Below are 17,687 nucleotides of genomic sequence, written 5' to 3' on the forward strand. Positions count from 1 at the left end.
CAGTTGGGAAACCTGCCCATTCAGGCGGCGACGCTTTGAATTTCCTTATGCTTGACCATTTGTTATTTCCCTCACCACGGCTTCCGTCCGAATTTGAAGGATCGTTGCCTAGAATTTGGCCCGGACACGACACGAGGGGAGCGGTGACCGTGCGACGGGACTTCCAGGAGCCTGCCAGGTGCCGCCCCGACCTGGTCATCGGCCGCGCAGACCTGCTCGCCGGCGCCCGTGACCAACTCGCCTCGGGCGGCAGTGTGCTGCTCCACGGTCCCGCCGGAATAGGGAAATCCACCGTCCTGCGGGCATTGGCCGAGGAATACGGCGCCACCGCCCGCACCGTCCTGCGCTGCTCCGCCACCGAGTCCGAATCCCACCTGCCCTTCCTGGCCCTCGCCGACCTCCTCGGCCTGGTCCTCGACGACATCGCCCCCCGGCTGCCCCTCGCCCAGCGCACCGCCCTGGAGTCGGCGCTCACCGGCCGCGGCGAGTCCAGCCTGCAGCGCGACGGACTCGCGCTGCGCCTCGCGGTGCTCTCCGCGCTGCGCGCCCTGGCCGCGCACGGCGGTGTCCTCGTCGTCGCCGACGACCTGCAGTGGCTGGACCCGGCCAGCGCCGAACTGCTCGGCTTCGCCGCCCGCCGCCTGGAGGGCACCCCGGTGCAACTGCTGTGCGCGGTACGCACCGAGGGCCAGGAGAGCCAGGAGTACGACCGGCACCTGCGCTCCTGCCCGCCGGGCACCCTCGCGGTCCGGCTGGGCCCGCTCTCCCGCGCCCAGGTCGCCCAGCTGCTCGACCACCGCGGCCACGCCGGCCTGCCCCGCTCCACCGTCCGCGAGATCCACCGCACGTCCGGCGGCAATCCGCTGTTCGCCCTGGAACTCGGCCGCGCCCTCGCCGACAGCCCCACCCCGCCCCGGCCGGGCGAGCCGCTGCCGGTGCCGACCAGCCTGCGCGCCCTGGTGCTCAGCCGCCTGGACATGCTGTCGGTCGAGGCCCGCCGCACCCTGCTGGTGGCCAGCGCCGGCGCCCGCCCCACCCCGGCGCTGCTGCACGCGGCCGGCCGGACCAACGCCGAGGCCGAGTGCGCCCAGGCCGCCGAACTCGGGCTGCTGGCCACCGGGCCCGACGCCCCCGCCGTGCGGTTCGCGCACCCGCTGATATCCGCCGCGCTGTACGCGGAGGCGCCCGCGCACGAACGGCGCGCCGCGCACGCGGCCCTGTCCACGGCCGCCTCCGACCCGATCGAGCGGGCCCGGCACCTGGCCCTGGCCACCACCGGCACCGACCCGGAGGTCGCCGCCCGGCTCGCCGAGGCCGCCGCCCTCGCCCGGGACCGCGGCGCCCCCTCGGTCGCCGCCCACCTGGGGCTGCTCGCCGCCCGGCACACCCCCGCCGACGGGGTGCCGAGCCAGGAGGAGCGCCGGCTGCAGGCCGCCGAGGACGCGATCACCGCGGGCGAGATCGACCTGGCCCGGGACATCGCCCGTGAGGTGCTGTCCCGGGCGACCGTGCCCGCCGACCGGGTGCGGGCCTGGATCATCGTCATCGACAGCGCCGGCCACACCATGGCCGAGGTCGACGCCGTCTTCCCGCAGGCCCTCGCCGACGCCGGCGACGACCCCCGGCTGCTGGGCCTGGTGCACTACCAGCTGGCCTGGCGGGCGCTGATCGTCGAGGGCGACTTCACCGAGGCCCGCGAGGCCGCCGCGCACGCCGCCGAGCTGGCCGCCCGGGGCAAGGACCGGCGCACCGAGCTGCTCTCCCTCGCCTTCCAGGCCCAGACCGAGACCCTGATGGGCCACCCGGAGGCGCCCCGGACCATCCAGCGCGCCCTGAAGGAGCCTCAGGACCCCCGGGTGGCCTGTCACCACAACGGGGCGAGCAGCGCCCGGTTCCGCTGGCTGGTCATGGGCGACCAGCTGGCCGAGGCCCGGGCGACGGTCACCGCGCTGCTGCGCGAGGTGCGCCGGCGCGGCTCGGTGGAGAGCGAGGTGCACTTCCTGCGCGGCCTCGCCGAGACCGAGCTGCGCGCCGGGCACTGCGGGCGCGCCCTGGAACTGGCCCGGGAGAGCCTGCGCCTGGCCCGGGACTCCGGGATCGGCGAGACCGCCTCGGCGATGCTCACCTCGCTCGCCGAGGCCTCCGGCGGGGACGTGGACCGGGCCCTCGCGCTCGCCCGGGAGGCGGTGGAGCACGCCGAGGAGGACGGCGACCAGATGTACCTCTCCCGGGCCCTGGGCGCGCTCGGGTACGCCCAGCTGGTGGCCGGGGACCCGGCGGGCACCGTGCGCTCGCTGCGCCGGGTGCGGACGCTGGAGCTCGGGCTCGGGATCACCGACCCCGCGCGCGGCCGCTGGCAGGGGGATCTCGCCGAGGCGCTGGTCCGGATCGGTGAACCGGCCGAGGCGCAGGACGTCATCGACGCGAGCCGCGAGCACGCCCTCAGGCTCGGCCGGGAGAGCGTCCTCGCCGTCCTCGACCGCTCCGAGGCCCTGGTCCGGGCCGCGCGGGGCGAGCTGGACGCCGCGGTCGCCCAGCTGACGTCCGCTCAGGACCGGCTCGGCAAGCTCGGCTACGGGCTGGAGGAGGCCCGGGCCGCGTTCGCGCTCGCCCGGCTGCGCGGCCGGGGGCCCGGTTCAGCGGCGTACGACGAGGCGACCCGGATGTTCCGCCGCTGCCGGGCGCTGCCCTGGCTGCGCCAGGTGGACGAATCCCTCGCCGCCCCCGAGCCCGAGCCCGCGCTCGCCGTGCCGGAGGCGCTGGACGCGCTGGAGGTGCTGGCCGCGATGGAGCGTCAGGTCGCCGCGCTGGTCATGGAGGGTGCCACCAACCGGGAGATCGCCGCCCGGCTGTTCATCAGCGTCAAGACGGTGGAGGCGACCCTGACCCGGGTCTACCGCAAGCTGGGGATCCGCTCGCGGGTGGACATCGTCCGATTGGCGGCGGCTCGACGGGCGCGCTGAGCACCGCTCTTGTTAACTGAACCGGACCGAGGGTTTTCCCTCACCCAACCCCCTAGGGGGTTCCCTCATTGGGAGCCGAGGGTTCCGGGTCCTAGCGTAATGGGCGTGCCGCTCGCCCGGGCATACGGGGGTCGGTCCCGCGACCCCCGTGCACAACCCCCACGCCCGTGCGATCCCCCACCGGTGCAACCCACTGAGGAGCTTCATGTTCGGGTCCAGACGTGCAAGACAGACCGCCGCGACCCTGGTGGCCGGTGCCGCCGCCGCGGCGACCGCGCTGCTCGCCTCCCCCACGGCGAGCGCCGCCCCGCAGCCCATCGTCGGCGGTACGACCACCACGACGGCGGCCTACCCGTTCGTCATGCAGATCACCGACGCGTCCGGCAGCCAGTTCTGCGGTGGCACCCTGGTGGCCGCCAACAAGGTCGTGACGGCCGCGCACTGCATGGCGGGCGAGTCCGCGGGCAACGTCCGTGTGGTCGGCGGCCGGACCGATCTCAACGGCACCGACGGCACGGTCGCCAAGGTCAGCAGGATCTGGGTCAACCCGGACTACACGGATGCCACCAACGGCCATGACGTGGCCGTGCTGACCCTCGCGACGTCGATGCCGTACAAGCCGGTGTCGTACGTCTCCTCCTCCCAGACGGACGTGTACGCGGCCGGCGCCACGGCCCGCATCCTCGGCTGGGGGACCACCTCGGAGAACGGCAGCTCCTCCAATCAGCTGCGGACCGCGACCGTCCCGCTCGTGTCCGACTCCAGCTGCAAGAGCTCCTACGGTTCGGACTTCGTCCAGTCCGACATGGTGTGCGCCGGATACTCCTCCGGCGGCGTAGACACCTGCCAGGGCGACAGCGGCGGTCCCCTGCTCATCGGGGGCGTCCTGGCAGGGATCACTTCCTGGGGCGAGGGGTGCGCGGAGGCCGGTTACCCGGGTGTGTACACCCGGCTGACCACCTTCTCGGCCCTCGTGACCGCGCAGGTCAACTCGTAGCCAGTGAAGACCACCCGGGCACCCCTCGGGTAGATGCCAGGGGGGCGCTGCGAGCCACCACGAGCGGCCCGCAGCGCCCCCCTCTCCACGTTCACCCCCGCGAAACGCGGAGCCGTGGGGTGTGGGGCCTGGGGCGTGGGGGCTACTTGTCGGCCGTGAGCTTCCCGGCCGCACCCCAGCTGTCCGCCGGGACCTCGTGGATCCACACCTGCACGGTCTCCGCCGGGATCCGGTAGGCGTCGACGAACGCGTCGGTGACCCGCTTGACCAGCTCCCGCTTGAGCTCGACGTCGCGCGGGCCCTGCTGGATGGTGACGATCGGCATGGCTGAACTCCCTCGATCGGTGTTCCTGTTCGGTGGGTCCAGTCCATCGCGGCGCGCGCCCCGGACCAAGGAGCAGTCCGCGACCGCAGCGATCAGCTGTCGTGATCACCGCAGGCCAGGAGCAGTTCCTCCAGGTGCGGGGAGGGGTCCGCGGCGGGCACCGCGAGACCGGTGGCGAGGGCCAGCCCGGGTGCGCGGAACGGCACGTACGCCACCCGGGGCGTGGCCAGCACGCGCGCGTGGGAGGCGTACACGACCGTCCACAGCGGCCGCACGCCGATGGTGGCGAGGGTGTCCTGCAGGGTGCCGCCGGCCGGTCCGGGCACCGGCTCGAACCCGGCGGCATGGCAGGCGCCGAGGACCAGGTCCACGAGGGCGGGGTTGGTGCGGCGCGGGGTGAGGGCGAGGGGCAGTCCGGCGAGGTCGGCGAGGTCGATCTCGTCCCGCCGCGCGAGCGGATGCGTGGCCGGCAGGGCGGCGACCAGCGGATCCGGCCACAGCGGAACCACCCGCACACCGGCCGGGGGTTCGGCCGACCGCACGAACGCCGCGTCCAGCCGGCCCGCCGCGACCCGGTCCAGCCGCTCTTCTGCCGGCAGGGAGACCAGCTCCACCGGCACCTCCGGCGCCCGCTCCGCGAACGCGGCCAGCACCCGGTCCAGATGCGCGCCGAGCCCGGTGCTGGTGCCGAGCCGCAGCCCGGCGGGCGCCGCCACCGAGGCCCGCGCCTTCTCCGCCGCCGCGAGCACCGCGCGCGCCTCGGGCAGCAGCCGCTCCCCCGCCCCGGTCAGCCGCACCCGGCGCGGCGACCGGTCGAACAGCTCCGCGCCCAGCTCCCGCTCCAGCCGCTGTATCTGCTGACTGACCGCCGACTGCACGATGTGCAGCCTTTCTGCGGCCCGTCCGAAGTGCAACTCCTCGGCGACGGCGACGAAATAGCTGAGCTGGCGGAGTTCCATGGGCCGACTGTAGAGGGTGGCGTTCAGGGCCGTACGACCGTCCCGAACCGGATGTCGTACGACGCCTCGGGGTACAGCACGCGCAGCATCCGCTCGCCCTCCGCGGTCACCTCCTCCCGCTGGGCCGCGGTGAGCCCGGTGAAGGGCTCGATGACCAGGGCGCCGGGGTCCAGTCTCCACAGGCCCGCCAGGAAACCGTCGACCAGGAGGGTGCAGTGGGCCTGGTTGCCCCGCCAGTGCCGGCCCCGGTGCTCGGCGGGTACGACGCGGCCGCGGTCGGCGTGGGAGAGCAGGAGGTTGTCGAACTCGGGCAGGAAGCGGGGCGGGGCCGGGGTGTCCGGGTCGGGGCGGGGGGCGTCGGGGAGGTCGAAGAGCTCGGTGCCGTTCGGGTCGCGGAAGGTCAGCAGCCGGGGGCGGAGCCGTTCGAAGACCTCCCTCAGCCGGGTGAGCCCGGCCCACGTCTGCATGTCCCTCACCGACGCCGGGCCGAAGGCGGCGAGATAGCGCAGGACCACGGCGTCCGGTTCGGGGGCCGGTCCGGCCGGGCGGCCGAGCCAGTGTTCGGCGGTGGTGAGGGCGACCTGGCCGCTCCTGCCCCACAGTCCGCGCGGGGTGACCTGGACCAGCGGGAGGGTGCAGCGGGCGGCGACGGCGAGCGCGCGCGGGTCGGCGTCCGGCCACCGGGCGCCCAGTGCCTGCCGCAGCTGGGCCATGGTCCGCGGCTCGGCCTCGACCAGCTCACGGGCGTGACGGGCCAGCAGGTCCAGGTCGACGCCGGCCAGGCCGGCGCGGAAACCGCTCAGCTCGCGGTCGCGGGCCGGCTGGACGAGCGGCCGCAGGGTCAGGCAGTCGTCGGCGGTGTGGGTGTGCAGGGTGGAGCGCAGGGTGACGATCCGGGCGACCTCGCGGTCGGCCATGAGCGCGGACAGCTCCTGCGGTGCGAAGCCGTCGAGGCGGGCGGCGAGGGCGTGGTACGGCGGTTTCACGTTCTGCGCCTGCAGCCCGAGCAGATGCCGCACGGCGGCCGACGCGGACAGCGCCGAGCGGCGCAGCAGCAACTGGCGTTCCAGCGTGGCACGGTTGAGGGCACGGAGGCCCAGGAGGGGAGCCTTCGACACCGAGCTCTTCGAGGCACTGCTCTTCGTCATGGCCGCACGCTAACCGGGATCGCGGACAGCCGCTGTCCGCGGCGGCGATCCTGTGAACCGCTCACGGCGCGCGGGAGATACGGCTGCTGTCCAGGTTGCGTCGGCGCAGCCAGCCCAGGGGCGCGGGGCTCCATCGATGTGCGGCTCCGCCGCGTGGGCGCGAGAAGCCACGACGGCGCCGCACCCGGCAACGGCGGGACACCCCCACGGCGCTCACCCGAAACTGCCGAGCGCCGCCAGCACCTCCGCATCGGTCAGCTGCCCGAAGTCCTCGTACCACTGCCCCACCGCCGTGAACCCGGCCGGCCGGTGCGGGCACACGACCAGGTCGGCCTCGCCGGAGAGCTGCTCGACGGAGTCCGGCGCGCCGACGGGAACGGCCAGGACGAGCCGCGCGGGCCCGCGCCGCCGCACGTGCCGCAGGGCCGCCCGGGCGGTCGCCCCGGTGGCCAGCCCGTCGTCGACGACGATCACCGTACGGCCCGCGGGGTCCGGCGCCGGCCGGCCGCCGCGGTACCGCTCCTCGCGGCGCCGCAGTTCGCGCCGCTCGCGTTCCACGACCGGGGCCATGGACTCCTCGGTCAGGCCGAGCCGGTCCAGGGATCCGGTGTTGAAGAGCGGCGGGTCGTCGCCGACCAGCGCGCCGACGGCGAACTCCTGGTGGTGCGGGGCGCCGATCTTGCGGACGATGAGCACGTCGAGCTGGGCGCCGAGGGCGCGGGCGACGGGCTCGGCGACGGCGATTCCGCCGCGGGGCAGGGCGAGGACGAGCGGATCGACGAGGGCGCCCTGTGCGCGCAGGTCGCTCAGCAGTCCGGCGAGTTCCCGTCCGGCTTCGGCACGGTCCCGGAAGCGCATGGCCGTCCTCCTCCGCGGTGCCTCCCCTTCCATGGTGCTACCGGCCGGACCGTCGCGCGATATTCAAACAAGCGTTCTATACCTTGAGTGTATAGTCTCCGCATGCCTCTTTCGACCCACAAGATCCCGAGCCCGGGACACAGACCGCGGCACGCGGCCAGGAAGATGCGCGCAGCCGCCCGGAGGTTGCGCCCGGCCGCGCTCGCCTCGGCCGCGGCAGGCCTGGCGCTCACCCTGTCCGGCTGCGCCCAGGTCGACACGACCGCACCGAGCACCGCGCGGGCCGCGGCGGCGCACGGCGCACCGGCGGCGTTCGGGACCGTCGACTGCCGCGAGGCCAAGTGCATCGCGCTCACCTTCGACGCGGGGCCCAGCGAGAACTCGGCGCGGCTGCTCGACATCCTCAAGCAGAAGAAGGTCCCGGCGACCTTCTTCCTCCTGGGCAAGAACCACATCGAGAAGTACCCGCAGCTGGTCAGGCGGATGGCGGCCGAGGGGCACGAGGTCGCGAGCCACACCTGGGACCACAAGATCCTCACCCGGATCCCGGACGCGCAGATCCGCGAGGAGCTGCAGCGGCCGGACGACGCGATCCAGCGGCTCACCGGGCGCAGGCCCACGCTGATGCGCCCGCCGCAGGGCCGTACGGACAGCAACGTGCACAGGATCGCCAAGGAGATGGGGCTGGCGGAGGTGCTGTGGAGCGTGACCGCCAAGGACTACACGACCAACGACTCCGGGCTCATCACCAAGCGGGTCCTCGACCAGGCGTCCCGGGACGGGATCATCCTGCTGCACGACATCTACCCGGGCACCGTGCCCGCCGTACCGGGCATCATCGACGCACTGAAGGCGCGCGGGTACGTCTTCGTGACGGTGCCTCAGCTGCTGGCGCCCGGCAGGGCGGAACCGGGCAAGGTCTACCGTCCCTGACCGCGAACGTCCCGCTGACCGGCGCGCATTGCCTACGATCGTGCCGTGCCGATCTTCTCCTTCGCCCGTACGGCCCCGCTCCCCCTCGACGAGGCGTGGCGCCGGCTCACCGAGTGGCCCCGCCACGCCGACGCGGTCCCGCTCACCCGGATCAGGGTGCTCACGGCCGGGCCCACGGGCGTGGGGACGCGCTTCGTGGCCCGCTCGGGCATCGGCCCGCTGGCCTTCGACGACGTCATGGAGGTCACCGTCTGGCACCCGCCCGCCGACGGCGAGGGCGGACGGTGCCGCCTGGAGAAGCGCGGCCGTACGGTGCTGGGCTGGGCGGAGATCGAGGTCCTGCCGGGCCCCGGGGGCCGCAGCCGGGTGCTGTGGCGGGAGGAACTCCGGGTGCGCTTCCTGCCGCATGCCTTCGACGGCGTACTGGAGAGCACGGGGCGGGCGATGTTCGGAAGAGCGGTGAACCGCCTGCTCCGGCAGCCGTAGGTGCCCCGAAGGGGCGCGAGGCTGTGTCGATGTGCGGCTCCGCCGCGTGGGCGCGGGACACGGACCCGCGGCCGCCGGCCGGTCCCCCGCGGCACCCCGTGCTGCGCTCAGGCCACCGACCCGATCCTCCCGGTGGGCGCCGAGGACAGCTCACGGTGGATGGGAGTATGCGCACCGGTGAGGGAAACCCCGCTCCCACCGCGCCGGTTGGCGACGATCTCCGCGCCGATGGACAGCGCCGTCTCCTCCGGCGTGCGGGCGCCGAGGTCGAGGCCGATCGGGGAGCGCAGGCGGGCCAGTTCCAGGTCGGTGACGCCGACCGCGCGCAGGCGCTCGTTGCGGTCGAGGTGGGTGCGGCGGGAGCCCATCGCGCCGACGTAGGCGACCGGCAGGCGCAGGGCCAGCTGGAGCAGGGGAACGTCGAACTTGACGTCGTGGGTGAGCACGCACAGGACCGTACGGCCGTCGGTCTCCGTGCGCTCCAGGTACGTGTGGGGCCACTCGACCACGATCTCGTCCGCCTCCGGGAAGCGGGCCCTCGTGGCGAACACCGGGCGGGCGTCGCACACGGTGACGTGGTAGCCGAGGAACTTGCCGACGCGGACCAGCGCGGCGGCGAAGTCGATCGCGCCGAAGACGATCATCCGGGGTGCGGGGACCGAGGACTCCACCAGGACGGTGAGCGGGGCGCCGCAGCGCGAGCCCCGTTCGCCGATCTCCAGGGTGCCGGTGCGGCCCGCGTCCAGGAAGGCGCCGGCCTCGGCGGCGACCGTGCGGTCCAGCTCGGGGTGGCCGCCGAAGCCGCCGTCACAGGAGCCGTCGGGGCGGACGAGGAGGGCCCGGCCCCGCAGCTCGGCCGGCCCCGCCACGATCCGCGCGACCGCCGCCGCCTCCCCACGGGCGGCGGCGGCCAGCGCGGCCGCGAACACCGGCCGGGCGGGACCGTCCGCCCACACCGGTGTGACGAGGATGTCGATGACGCCGCCACAGGTCAGGCCGACGGCGAAGGCATCCTCGTCGCTGTAGCCGAAGCGTTCGAGCACGGTCTCCCCGTCCTGAAGCGCCTGACGGCACAGCTCGTACACGGCGCCCTCCACGCACCCGCCGGAGACCGAGCCGACGGCCGTGCCCTCGGCGTCCACCGCGAGGGCGGCGCCGGGCTGGCGCGGGGCGCTGCCGCCGACGGCCACCACGGTGGCGACGGCGAAGTCCCGGCCCTGCTCGACCCACCGGTACAGCTCTTCGGCGATGTCCAGCATCTGTCGGTCTCCTGACGGGGTTGCGCGGGAGGGGAGTTGAACCGGCTAGTGCACGCCCAGCAGGGCCCGGACGGGATGCAGGGAGAAGTAGACGAGGAAGAGCACCGTCAGACCCCACATGAAGGGACCGATCTCCCGCCACTTGCCCTGGGCGAGCTTGATGACGACGTAGGAGATCACACCGGCGGCGACACCGGGAGTGATCGAGTACGTGAACGGCATGATCACGACGGTCAGGAAGACCGGGATCGCCACGGAGCGGTCCCCCCAGTCCACGTGACGGGCGTTCATCATCATCATCGCGCCGATGGTGACGAGGGCGGCCGAGGCCACCTCGCGCGGCACGATCGCGGTGATCGGCGTGAAGAACAGGCACAGGGCGAAGAAGCCACCGGTGACCACCGAGGCCAGGCCGGTGCGGGCGCCCTCGCCGACGCCGGTCGCGGACTCCACGAACACGGTCTGCCCGGAGCCGCCCACCACGCCGCCGATGGCGCCGCCGGCACCGTCGATGAACAGCGCCTTGGACAGGCCCGGCATCCGCCCCTGGTGGTCGGCGAGCTTGGCCTCGGTGCCGATGCCGATGATGGTGGCCATCGCGTCGAAGAAGCCGGCGAGGACCAGGGTGAAGACGATGAAGGTGACCGTCATGTAGCCGACGTCGCCGAGGCCGCCGAAGGACACCTTGCCGATGAGCGAGAAGTCCGGCATCGACACGGCACCGCCGTGCAGCGCGGGGCCCTCACCGTTGGCCCAGGACTTGTCGTCCACCAGGCCGGCCGCGTTGACGACCATCGCGAGAACGGTGCCGGTGACGATGCCGATGAGGATGGCGCCGGGGACGTTCCGGGACTGGAGGGCGAAGATCAGCAGGAGCGTGACCGCGAAGAGCAGGACGGGCCAGCCGACGAGCTCGCCCCCGTTGCCCAGGGTGACCGGGGTCGCCGTACCGGCGTGCACGAACCCGGCCTTGACCAGGCCGATGAAGGCGATGAACAGACCGATGCCGATCGTGATGCCGTGCTTGAGCGGCAGCGGGATCGCGTTCATGATCATCTCGCGGAGGCCGGTGACCACCAACAGCATGATCACGACGCCGTAGGCGACGCACATCGCCAGGCCCTGGGCCCACGTCAGGTCCTTGGTGCCCATGACCAGACCGGCCAGCACACCGGAGACGGACAGTCCGGCGGCCATGGCGAGCGGCACCTTGCCGACCCAGCCCATGAGGAGGGTGGTGAACGCCGCGCCGAGCGCGGTGGCCGTGATGAGGGCCTTCTGGCTCAGGGAGTCGCCGGACTTGTCCGCGCCGCTGAGGATCACCGGGTTGAGCAGGAGGATGTACGCCATCGCCATGAAGGTGGTGACGCCACCGCGGACCTCGGTCGCGACGGTGGATCCTCTTTCGGATATGTGGAAGTACCGGTCGAGCCACGACCTGCCGGCCGGCGGACGCGAACCCGCGCCCGCTTCTTCGGCGGTGGTCGTGGGCTCCACTGACTGCTGGGTCATGGTGCCATCTCCCAAGGTTCACAGGGGCACCCGTGCAACCGCCTGGGCGGTCACGGGATTTGGGAATGGACGACCCGGGGGACGGCCCGAGACGAACGAATTTCCTGGTACTTCAAGGACCGCGAGCGGTGCGGAACTCAAAGGGGGTTCCTCCGGGCGGCGCGGCGGAGTGTGTGACGTTCCCTGCGCCGCCCGGAGAGCTTTGTTGCCGGTGTTACGCGGTTCCCGTGAGGTGCTCGGGCCGCACCGGAGTGCGGTTGAGCTCCAGCCCGGTCGCGTCCCGGATCGCCGCGAGGACGGCCGGGGTGGACGACAGGGTCGGGGCCTCGCCGATGCCGCGCAGCCCGTAGGGGGCGTGCTCGTCGGCGAGTTCGAGCACGTCGACCGGGATGGTCGGCGTGTCGAGGATCGTGGGGATCAGGTAGTCCGTGAAGGACGGGTTCCTGACCTTGGCGGTCTTCGGGTCGACGATGATCTCCTCCATCACCGCCACGCCCAGGCCCTGGGTCGTACCGCCCTGGATCTGGCCGATGACGGAGAGCGGGTTGAGCGCCTTGCCGACGTCCTGGGCGCAGGCCAGCTCGATGACCTTGACCAGGCCCAGCTCGGTGTCGACCTCGACCACCGCGCGGTGCGCGGCGAAGGAGTACTGGACGTGTCCGTTGCCCTGGCCGGTGCGCAGGTCGAAGGCCTCGGTCGGCCGGTGCCGCCACTCCTCCTCGACCTCCACGACCTCGTCCTGGAGGACGTCGGCCAGGTCGCCGAGGATCTCGCCGCCGTCGGTGACGACCTTGCCGCCCTCCAGCAGGAGTTCGGCGGTCGCCCAGGCCGGGTGGTAGGAGCCGAACTTGCGGCGCCCGATCTCCAGGACCTTCTCGCGGACGATCTCGCAGGCGTTCTTCACGGCGCCGCCGGTGACGTACGTCTGCCGGGAGGCCGAGGTCGAGCCCGCGGAGCCGACCTGGGTGTCGGCGGGGTGGATGGTCACCTGGGTGACGCCGAGCTCGGTGCGGGCGATCTGCGCGTGGACGGTGACCCCGCCCTGGCCGACCTCCGCCATCGCGGTGTGCACGGTCGCGACCGGCTCACCGCCCACGACCTCCATGCGCACCTTGGCGGTGGAGTAGTCGTCGAAGCCCTCGGAGAAGCCGACGTTCTTGATGCCGACCGCGTAACCGATTCCGCGTACGACGCCCTCACCGTGCGTGGTGTTGGACAGACCGCCGGGCAGCTGCCGTACGTCGGCGCCCTCGCTGGACTCCCACTGGCGCTCCGGCGGCAGCGGCATCGCCTTGACCCGGCGCAGGAGTTCGGCGACCGGGGCCGGGGAGTCGACCGGCTGCCCGGTCGGCATGATGGTCCCCTGCTCCATGGCGTTCAGCTGCCGGAACTCCACCGGGTCCATGCCCAGCTCCTTCGCCAGCTTGTCCATCTGCGCCTCGTAGGCGAAGCACGCCTGGACCGCGCCGAAGCCGCGCATGGCGCCGCAGGGCGGGTTGTTGGTGTAGAGGGCGATGGCCTCGATGTCGACGTCGTCCACCACGTACGGGCCGACCGACAGGGAGGAGGCGTTGCCCACGACCGCCGGGGAGGCGGAGGCGTAGGCGCCGCCGTCCAGGACGATCCGGCACTTCATGTGGGTCAACTTGCCGTCGCGCGTGGCCCCGTGCTCGTAGTGGAGCTTGGCCGGGTGGCGGTGGACGTGCCCGAAGAAGGACTCGAACCGGTTGTAGACGATCTTGACGGGCTTGCCGGTGCGCAGGGCGAGCAGGCAGGCGTGGATCTGCATCGACAGGTCCTCGCGGCCGCCGAACGCGCCGCCGACGCCGGCCAGCGTCATCCGCACCTTCTCCTCGGGCAGGCCGAGGACGGGCGCGATCTGGCGCAGGTCGGAGTGGAGCCACTGGGTGGCGATGTAGAGGTGGACGCCGCCGTCCTCCTCGGGCACGGCGAGGCCGGACTCGGGGCCGAGGAAGGCCTGGTCCTGCATGCCGAAGGTGTACTCGCCCTCGACGATCACGTCGGCCCGCTCGCGGGCCTCCGCCACGTTTCCGCGGATGATCGGCTGGCGGTGGACGATGTTCGGGTGCGGGACGTGCCCGATGTGGTGGTCGTCGCGGTTCTCGTGGACGAGGATCGCGTCCGGCGCGAGGGCCGACTTCTCGTCGGTGATCACCGGGAGTTCGCGGTAGTCGACCTTGATCTTCGCGGCGGCGCGGCGGGCCGTCTCCGGGTGGTCGGCGGCGACGAGCGCGACCGGCTCGCCGTGGTGGCGTACCTTGCCGTGCGCGAGGACCGGGGTGTCCTGGATCTCCAGGCCGTAGTTCTTCACCTCGGTGGGCAGGTCGTCGTACGTCAGGACCGCGTACACACCCGGCGTGGCGAGGGCCTCGGCGGTGTCGATCGAGACGATCTCGGCGTGCGCGACGGTGGAGCGCAGGATCTGGCCCCAGAGCATGTCCTCGTGCCACATGTCGGACGAGTACGCGAACTCGCCGGTCACCTTGAGGGTGCCGTCGGGGCGGAGCGTGGACTCGCCGATGCCGCCCTTGGTCTGCGAACCCTGCGTGATCTTCGTAGGAGCGCCGTTGGCCGTCATGTCAGGCCCCCTCGGACTGGCGGGCGGCCGCCAGGCGGACCGCGTCCATGATCTTCTCGTAGCCCGTGCAGCGGCACAGGTTGCCCGACAGCGCCTCACGGATGTCCGCGTCGGTCGGGTTCGGGTTGCGCTCCAGGAGTTCGTCCGAGGCGACGAGCAGACCGGGGGTGCAGAAGCCGCACTGGACGGCGCCGGCGTCGATGAACGCCTGCTGGATCGGCGAGAGGGCTGCGCCCGGGGACAGAGCGCCCTCGCCGGTCTGGGAGTCGGTGCCTTTCGCCTGCCGTCCCTCGGCCTCGTCGAGCGAGGTGCCGCAGGCGCCGGTGGCGCAGCCGCCGTGCTCCGCGCGCTGCTTGGCGTAGTCCGCCAGGCCCTCGACGGTCACCACGTCACGGCCCTCGACCTGACCGGCCGCGACCAGGCAGGAACAGACCGGCACGCCGTCCAGGCGCACGGTGCAGGAGCCGCACTCGCCCTGCTCACAGGCGTTCTTGGAGCCCGGCAGGCCGAGGCGCTCGCGCAGGACGTAGAGGAGGGACTCGCCCTCCCAGACGTCGTCGGCCTCCTGCGGACGTCCGTTGACGGTGAAGTTGACGCGCATCACGCGGCTCCCTCGGTGGTGCGGTGGTTGCCGCGGTACGACTCCCAGGTCCAGGTGAGCGTCCGGCGGGCCATGACGCCGACCGCGTGGCGGCGGTAGCTCGCGGTGCCCCGGACGTCGTCGATCGGGTTGCAGGCGCCGGAGCACAGCTGCGCGAACTGCTTGGCGACCGACGGGGGGATGATCTTTCCGTTGTCCCAGAAACCGCCCTCTTCGAGCGCCGCGTTCAGGAACTCCTCGGCCGCCTCGGCCCGCACGGGCGTGGGCGCGGCGGAGCCGATGCCGGTCCGGACCGTACGGGTCCCGGGGTGCAGGGCGAGGCCGAAGGCGCACACGGCGATGACCATGGCGTTGCGGGTGCCGACCTTCGAGTACTGCTGCGGGCCGTCCGCCTTCTTGATGTGCACGGCGCGGATCAGCTCGTCGGGCTGCAGGGCGTTGCGCTTGACGCCGGTGTAGAACGCGTCGACCGGGATGAGCCGGGTGCCCCGGGCCGCGGACTCCACCTCGACCTCGGCGCCCGCCGCGAGCAGCGCGGGGTGGGCGTCGCCGGCGGGCGAGGCCGTGCCGAGGTTGCCGCCGACGCCGCCGCGGTTGCGGATCTGCGGGGAGGCCACCGTGTGCGAGGCGAGCGCGAGGCCCGGCAGCTCGGCACGGAGGTGCTCCATGATCCTGGTGTACGGCACGGAGGCACCGAGCCGTACGGTCTCCTCGCCGACCTCCCACTCGTAGAGGTCACCGATGCGGTTGAGGTCGAGCAGGTACTCGGGCCGGCGGTGGTCGAAGTTGATCTCGACCATCACATCGGTGCCACCCGCGATCGGCACAGCGGTGGGGTGCTCGGCCTTGGCGGCGAGCGCCTCGTCCCAGCTGGCGGGGCGAAGGAAGTCCATGACCGGCTCTCTTCTCCGTCTCAATGGGTCGTACAGATTGAGCCAATCCGTATGCGGCGGGCGCGGCTCGTTCACGTCCTGTTAACGCGCGGTGGACTCAGTACACCGCCCCGAGCCCTGGTCGGTCAGTCACCGAAACCATGAAGGAGTTGGCTGGCCACGCCGGGCATCTTGTAGATTCGTATGAACGGAGGTCATCGGTAACCTCTCCGATTTCCTGGAGAAACGCAGGAAACAGCACAGAGACGCCCTGGAGCGCCCCTGTGCGGCCGGTTCCGGGTGACTCGACCGTCACCCTCCAAGATCCATCGTAGGTTTCGAGACAAAGAACGGCGGCGACGAGATGCGGCTGCGCGCACTTCTGGACACCGATGCGCTGGGCCTGCGGCTGCTCGGCGGCGAGGACGAGCTGGACCGTTCGGTGCGCGGGGTGATGACCACCGACCTGCGCGACCCGAGCCGCTATCTCTCCGGGGGCGAACTGGTGCTGACCGGCCTCGCCTGGCGCCGGGACGCCGCCGACTCCGAGCCGTTCGTACGGATCCTGGTGCAGGCCGGGGTGGCGGCCCTCGCGGCCGGTGAGGCGGAGCTGGGCGACATCCCGGACGACCTGGTCCTGGCCTGCGCCAGGCACCGGCTGCCGCTGTTCGCGGTGCACGAGTCGGTGGCCTTCGCGACCATCACCGAATACGTCGTCCGGCAGGTCTCCGGCGAGCGCGCCGGAGACCTCGCGGCCGTGGTCGACCGGCACCGCCGGATGATGACCTCCGGCCCGGCGGGCGGCGGCCCGGACGTGGTCCTGGACCTGCTCGGCACCGACCTGGACCTGCGCGCCTGGGTGCTGGCCCCGACCGGCCGGCTGATCGCCGGTTCCAAGGTCGGGGGCCCGGCGCTGCCCGCCGAGACCTGCGCGCGGCTCGCCGCCGAGCACCTGGCCGCCACCCGCACCGGCCGCCGCGGCCCGCACCGCGTGCTGCTCGGCGGCACGACGTACTCGCTGTTCCCGATCCGCTCCTCCGGCCGCTCCCCGCAGGCCGCCCGCGATGTGCGCGAGACGGTGCTGTCGGACTGGCTGCTGGCCGTCGAGGCGGACGCGGGCGACTGGGCGGAGGAGCGCCTGGACCTGCTGCAGGGCGTCACCCAGCTGATCGCGGTCGAGCGCGACCGCCGGGACGCGGCCCGCACGGTGCGGCGCCGGCTCGCCCAGGAGGTGCTGGAGCTGGTCCAGACGGGCGCCGCGCCGGCCGAGATCGCGGCCCGCCTGAGGGTGGCCGCGCCGGTGCTGCTGCCCGGGCTGGGCGCGGCCCCGCACTGGCAGGTGGTGGTGGCCCGCGTGGAGTGGGAGGACGGCGAGGTCGACGGCGGCCCGGTCGCCCAGTCGCTGCTGGAGGAGGTGCTGGTCGACCCGGCGGCGACCGGCCCCGAGCCGTCCGACCGGATCGCCGTCGCGCACACCGGCGACGAGGCGATCGCCCTGGTGCCGCTCCCGGCGGTCACCGCCGAGCACGACGGCTCGGAGACCGGGCTGCTGGCCGACTCCCTGCTGCAGTCGGTGCGGGAGACGCTGTCGGCGGGCCTGAACGACGACGGCCGCCTCACCCTCGGCGTCAGCGCGGCCGTGCACTCCGCGGAGGGGCTGCGCGGCGCCCTGGAGGAGGCCCGGCACGCCCGCCGGGTGGCGGCCGCCCGCCCGGGCCGGGTCTGCGCGGCGGGACACCAGGAGCTGGCGTCGCACGTGCTGCTCCTGCCCTTCGTCCCGGACGACGTGCGGCGCGCCTTCACCGCACGCCTGCTGGACCCGCTGACGGACTACGACCGCCGCCACCGGGCCGAGCTGATCCCGACCCTGGAGGCGTTCCTGGACTGCGACGGCTCCTGGACCCGCTGCGCCACCCGGCTCCACCTGCACGTCAACACGCTGCGCTACCGGGTCGGCCGGATCGAGCAGTTGACGGGACGGGACCTCTCGCGCCTGGAGGACAAGCTCGACTTCTTCCTCGCCCTGCGGATGAGCTGAGGCGGGCGGGGCGCGCGGCGGCCGGATACGGTCACGCCCACGCCCCACGACTTTGTGAAATTTTTCACCCACCCTCTTGGCCCGGCCCGCCGATTGGTGCTGGAATGCCGCCACCACTCAACAGCTCGATGGCGTGC

At 73.0% G+C, this 17,687-nt stretch carries 14 protein-coding genes; 5 read left to right on the forward strand and 9 right to left on the reverse strand.

What is annotated here, in order from left to right; translation table 11 throughout:
- Window positions 1-143: 143 nt before the first annotated feature.
- Both ABB07_RS07700 and ABB07_RS07705 read left to right on the forward strand, forming a co-directional pair.
- Window positions 144-2,963: a helix-turn-helix transcriptional regulator gene (locus ABB07_RS07700; protein WP_208898011.1), complete on the forward strand. Its 2,820-nt coding sequence runs from the start codon at window positions 144-146 to the stop codon at window positions 2,961-2,963.
- Between the two features lie 205 nt (window positions 2,964-3,168).
- Window positions 3,169-3,960, forward strand: coding sequence for a S1 family peptidase (locus tag ABB07_RS07705; RefSeq protein WP_208898012.1), 792 nt, complete (start codon window positions 3,169-3,171; stop codon window positions 3,958-3,960).
- Window positions 3,961-4,102: 142 nt separating this feature from the next.
- On the opposite strand, the gene dmpI is transcribed toward ABB07_RS07705, so the two are convergent.
- The 4 genes from dmpI to ABB07_RS07725 all read right to left on the reverse strand — a co-directional run bounded on the left by dmpI (window position 4,103) and on the right by ABB07_RS07725 (window position 7,250).
- A complete protein-coding gene (gene dmpI / locus ABB07_RS07710; RefSeq protein WP_076090755.1) occupies window positions 4,103-4,285 on the reverse strand; it encodes a 4-oxalocrotonate tautomerase DmpI in 183 nt (60 codons plus the stop codon).
- 92 nt (window positions 4,286-4,377) lie between these two features.
- Window positions 4,378-5,244 (reverse strand): LysR family transcriptional regulator, encoded by an 867-nt coding sequence (locus ABB07_RS07715; protein WP_208898013.1) that lies wholly within the window; start codon window positions 5,242-5,244, stop codon window positions 4,378-4,380.
- A 23-nt stretch (window positions 5,245-5,267) separates the two neighbouring features.
- Window positions 5,268-6,392, reverse strand: a complete 1,125-nt coding sequence (locus ABB07_RS07720; protein WP_208898014.1) for a winged helix DNA-binding domain-containing protein — start codon at window positions 6,390-6,392, stop codon at window positions 5,268-5,270.
- A 213-nt stretch (window positions 6,393-6,605) separates the two neighbouring features.
- Window positions 6,606-7,250 (reverse strand): phosphoribosyltransferase, encoded by a 645-nt coding sequence (locus tag ABB07_RS07725; protein ID WP_208898015.1) that lies wholly within the window; start codon window positions 7,248-7,250, stop codon window positions 6,606-6,608.
- Window positions 7,251-7,415: 165 nt separating this feature from the next.
- Here ABB07_RS07725 and ABB07_RS07730 point away from each other — a divergent pair, with 165 nt between their 5' ends.
- A complete protein-coding gene (locus ABB07_RS07730) occupies window positions 7,416-8,183 on the forward strand; it encodes a polysaccharide deacetylase family protein (RefSeq protein ID WP_244189741.1) in 768 nt (255 codons plus the stop codon).
- 45 nt (window positions 8,184-8,228) lie between these two features.
- Window positions 8,229-8,669 carry an SRPBCC family protein gene (locus tag ABB07_RS07735; RefSeq protein WP_208898017.1) on the forward strand — a complete coding sequence of 147 codons (441 nt, stop codon included), beginning with the start codon at window positions 8,229-8,231 and terminating at the stop codon, window positions 8,667-8,669.
- A 107-nt stretch (window positions 8,670-8,776) separates the two neighbouring features.
- On the opposite strand, the gene ABB07_RS07740 is transcribed toward ABB07_RS07735, so the two are convergent.
- The 5 genes from ABB07_RS07740 to ABB07_RS07760 form a co-directional block, all read right to left on the reverse strand.
- Window positions 8,777-9,928 (reverse strand): XdhC family protein, encoded by a 1,152-nt coding sequence (locus tag ABB07_RS07740; protein WP_208898018.1) that lies wholly within the window; start codon window positions 9,926-9,928, stop codon window positions 8,777-8,779.
- A 45-nt stretch (window positions 9,929-9,973) separates the two neighbouring features.
- Window positions 9,974-11,440: an NCS2 family permease gene (locus tag ABB07_RS07745; protein ID WP_208898019.1), complete on the reverse strand. Its 1,467-nt coding sequence runs from the start codon at window positions 11,438-11,440 to the stop codon at window positions 9,974-9,976.
- A 214-nt stretch (window positions 11,441-11,654) separates the two neighbouring features.
- Window positions 11,655-14,039, reverse strand: a complete 2,385-nt coding sequence (locus ABB07_RS07750; protein ID WP_208898020.1) for a xanthine dehydrogenase family protein molybdopterin-binding subunit — start codon at window positions 14,037-14,039, stop codon at window positions 11,655-11,657.
- Window position 14,040: 1 nt separating this feature from the next.
- Window positions 14,041-14,640 carry a (2Fe-2S)-binding protein gene (locus tag ABB07_RS07755; protein WP_208898021.1) on the reverse strand — a complete coding sequence of 200 codons (600 nt, stop codon included), beginning with the start codon at window positions 14,638-14,640 and terminating at the stop codon, window positions 14,041-14,043.
- A complete protein-coding gene (locus tag ABB07_RS07760; protein WP_208898022.1) occupies window positions 14,640-15,533 on the reverse strand; it encodes an FAD binding domain-containing protein in 894 nt (297 codons plus the stop codon). The genes ABB07_RS07755 and ABB07_RS07760 overlap by 1 nt, the downstream gene beginning before the upstream one ends.
- A 343-nt stretch (window positions 15,534-15,876) precedes the next feature.
- Here ABB07_RS07760 and ABB07_RS07765 point away from each other — a divergent pair, with 343 nt between their 5' ends.
- Window positions 15,877-17,550, forward strand: coding sequence for a PucR family transcriptional regulator (locus tag ABB07_RS07765; RefSeq protein ID WP_208898023.1), 1,674 nt, complete (start codon window positions 15,877-15,879; stop codon window positions 17,548-17,550).
- The last annotated feature ends 137 nt before the right edge of the window (window positions 17,551-17,687 follow it).

Origin of the sequence: Streptomyces incarnatus, from assembly GCF_001027185.1 — a bacterium.
Lineage (GTDB): Bacteria > Actinomycetota > Actinomycetes > Streptomycetales > Streptomycetaceae > Streptomyces > Streptomyces puniciscabiei.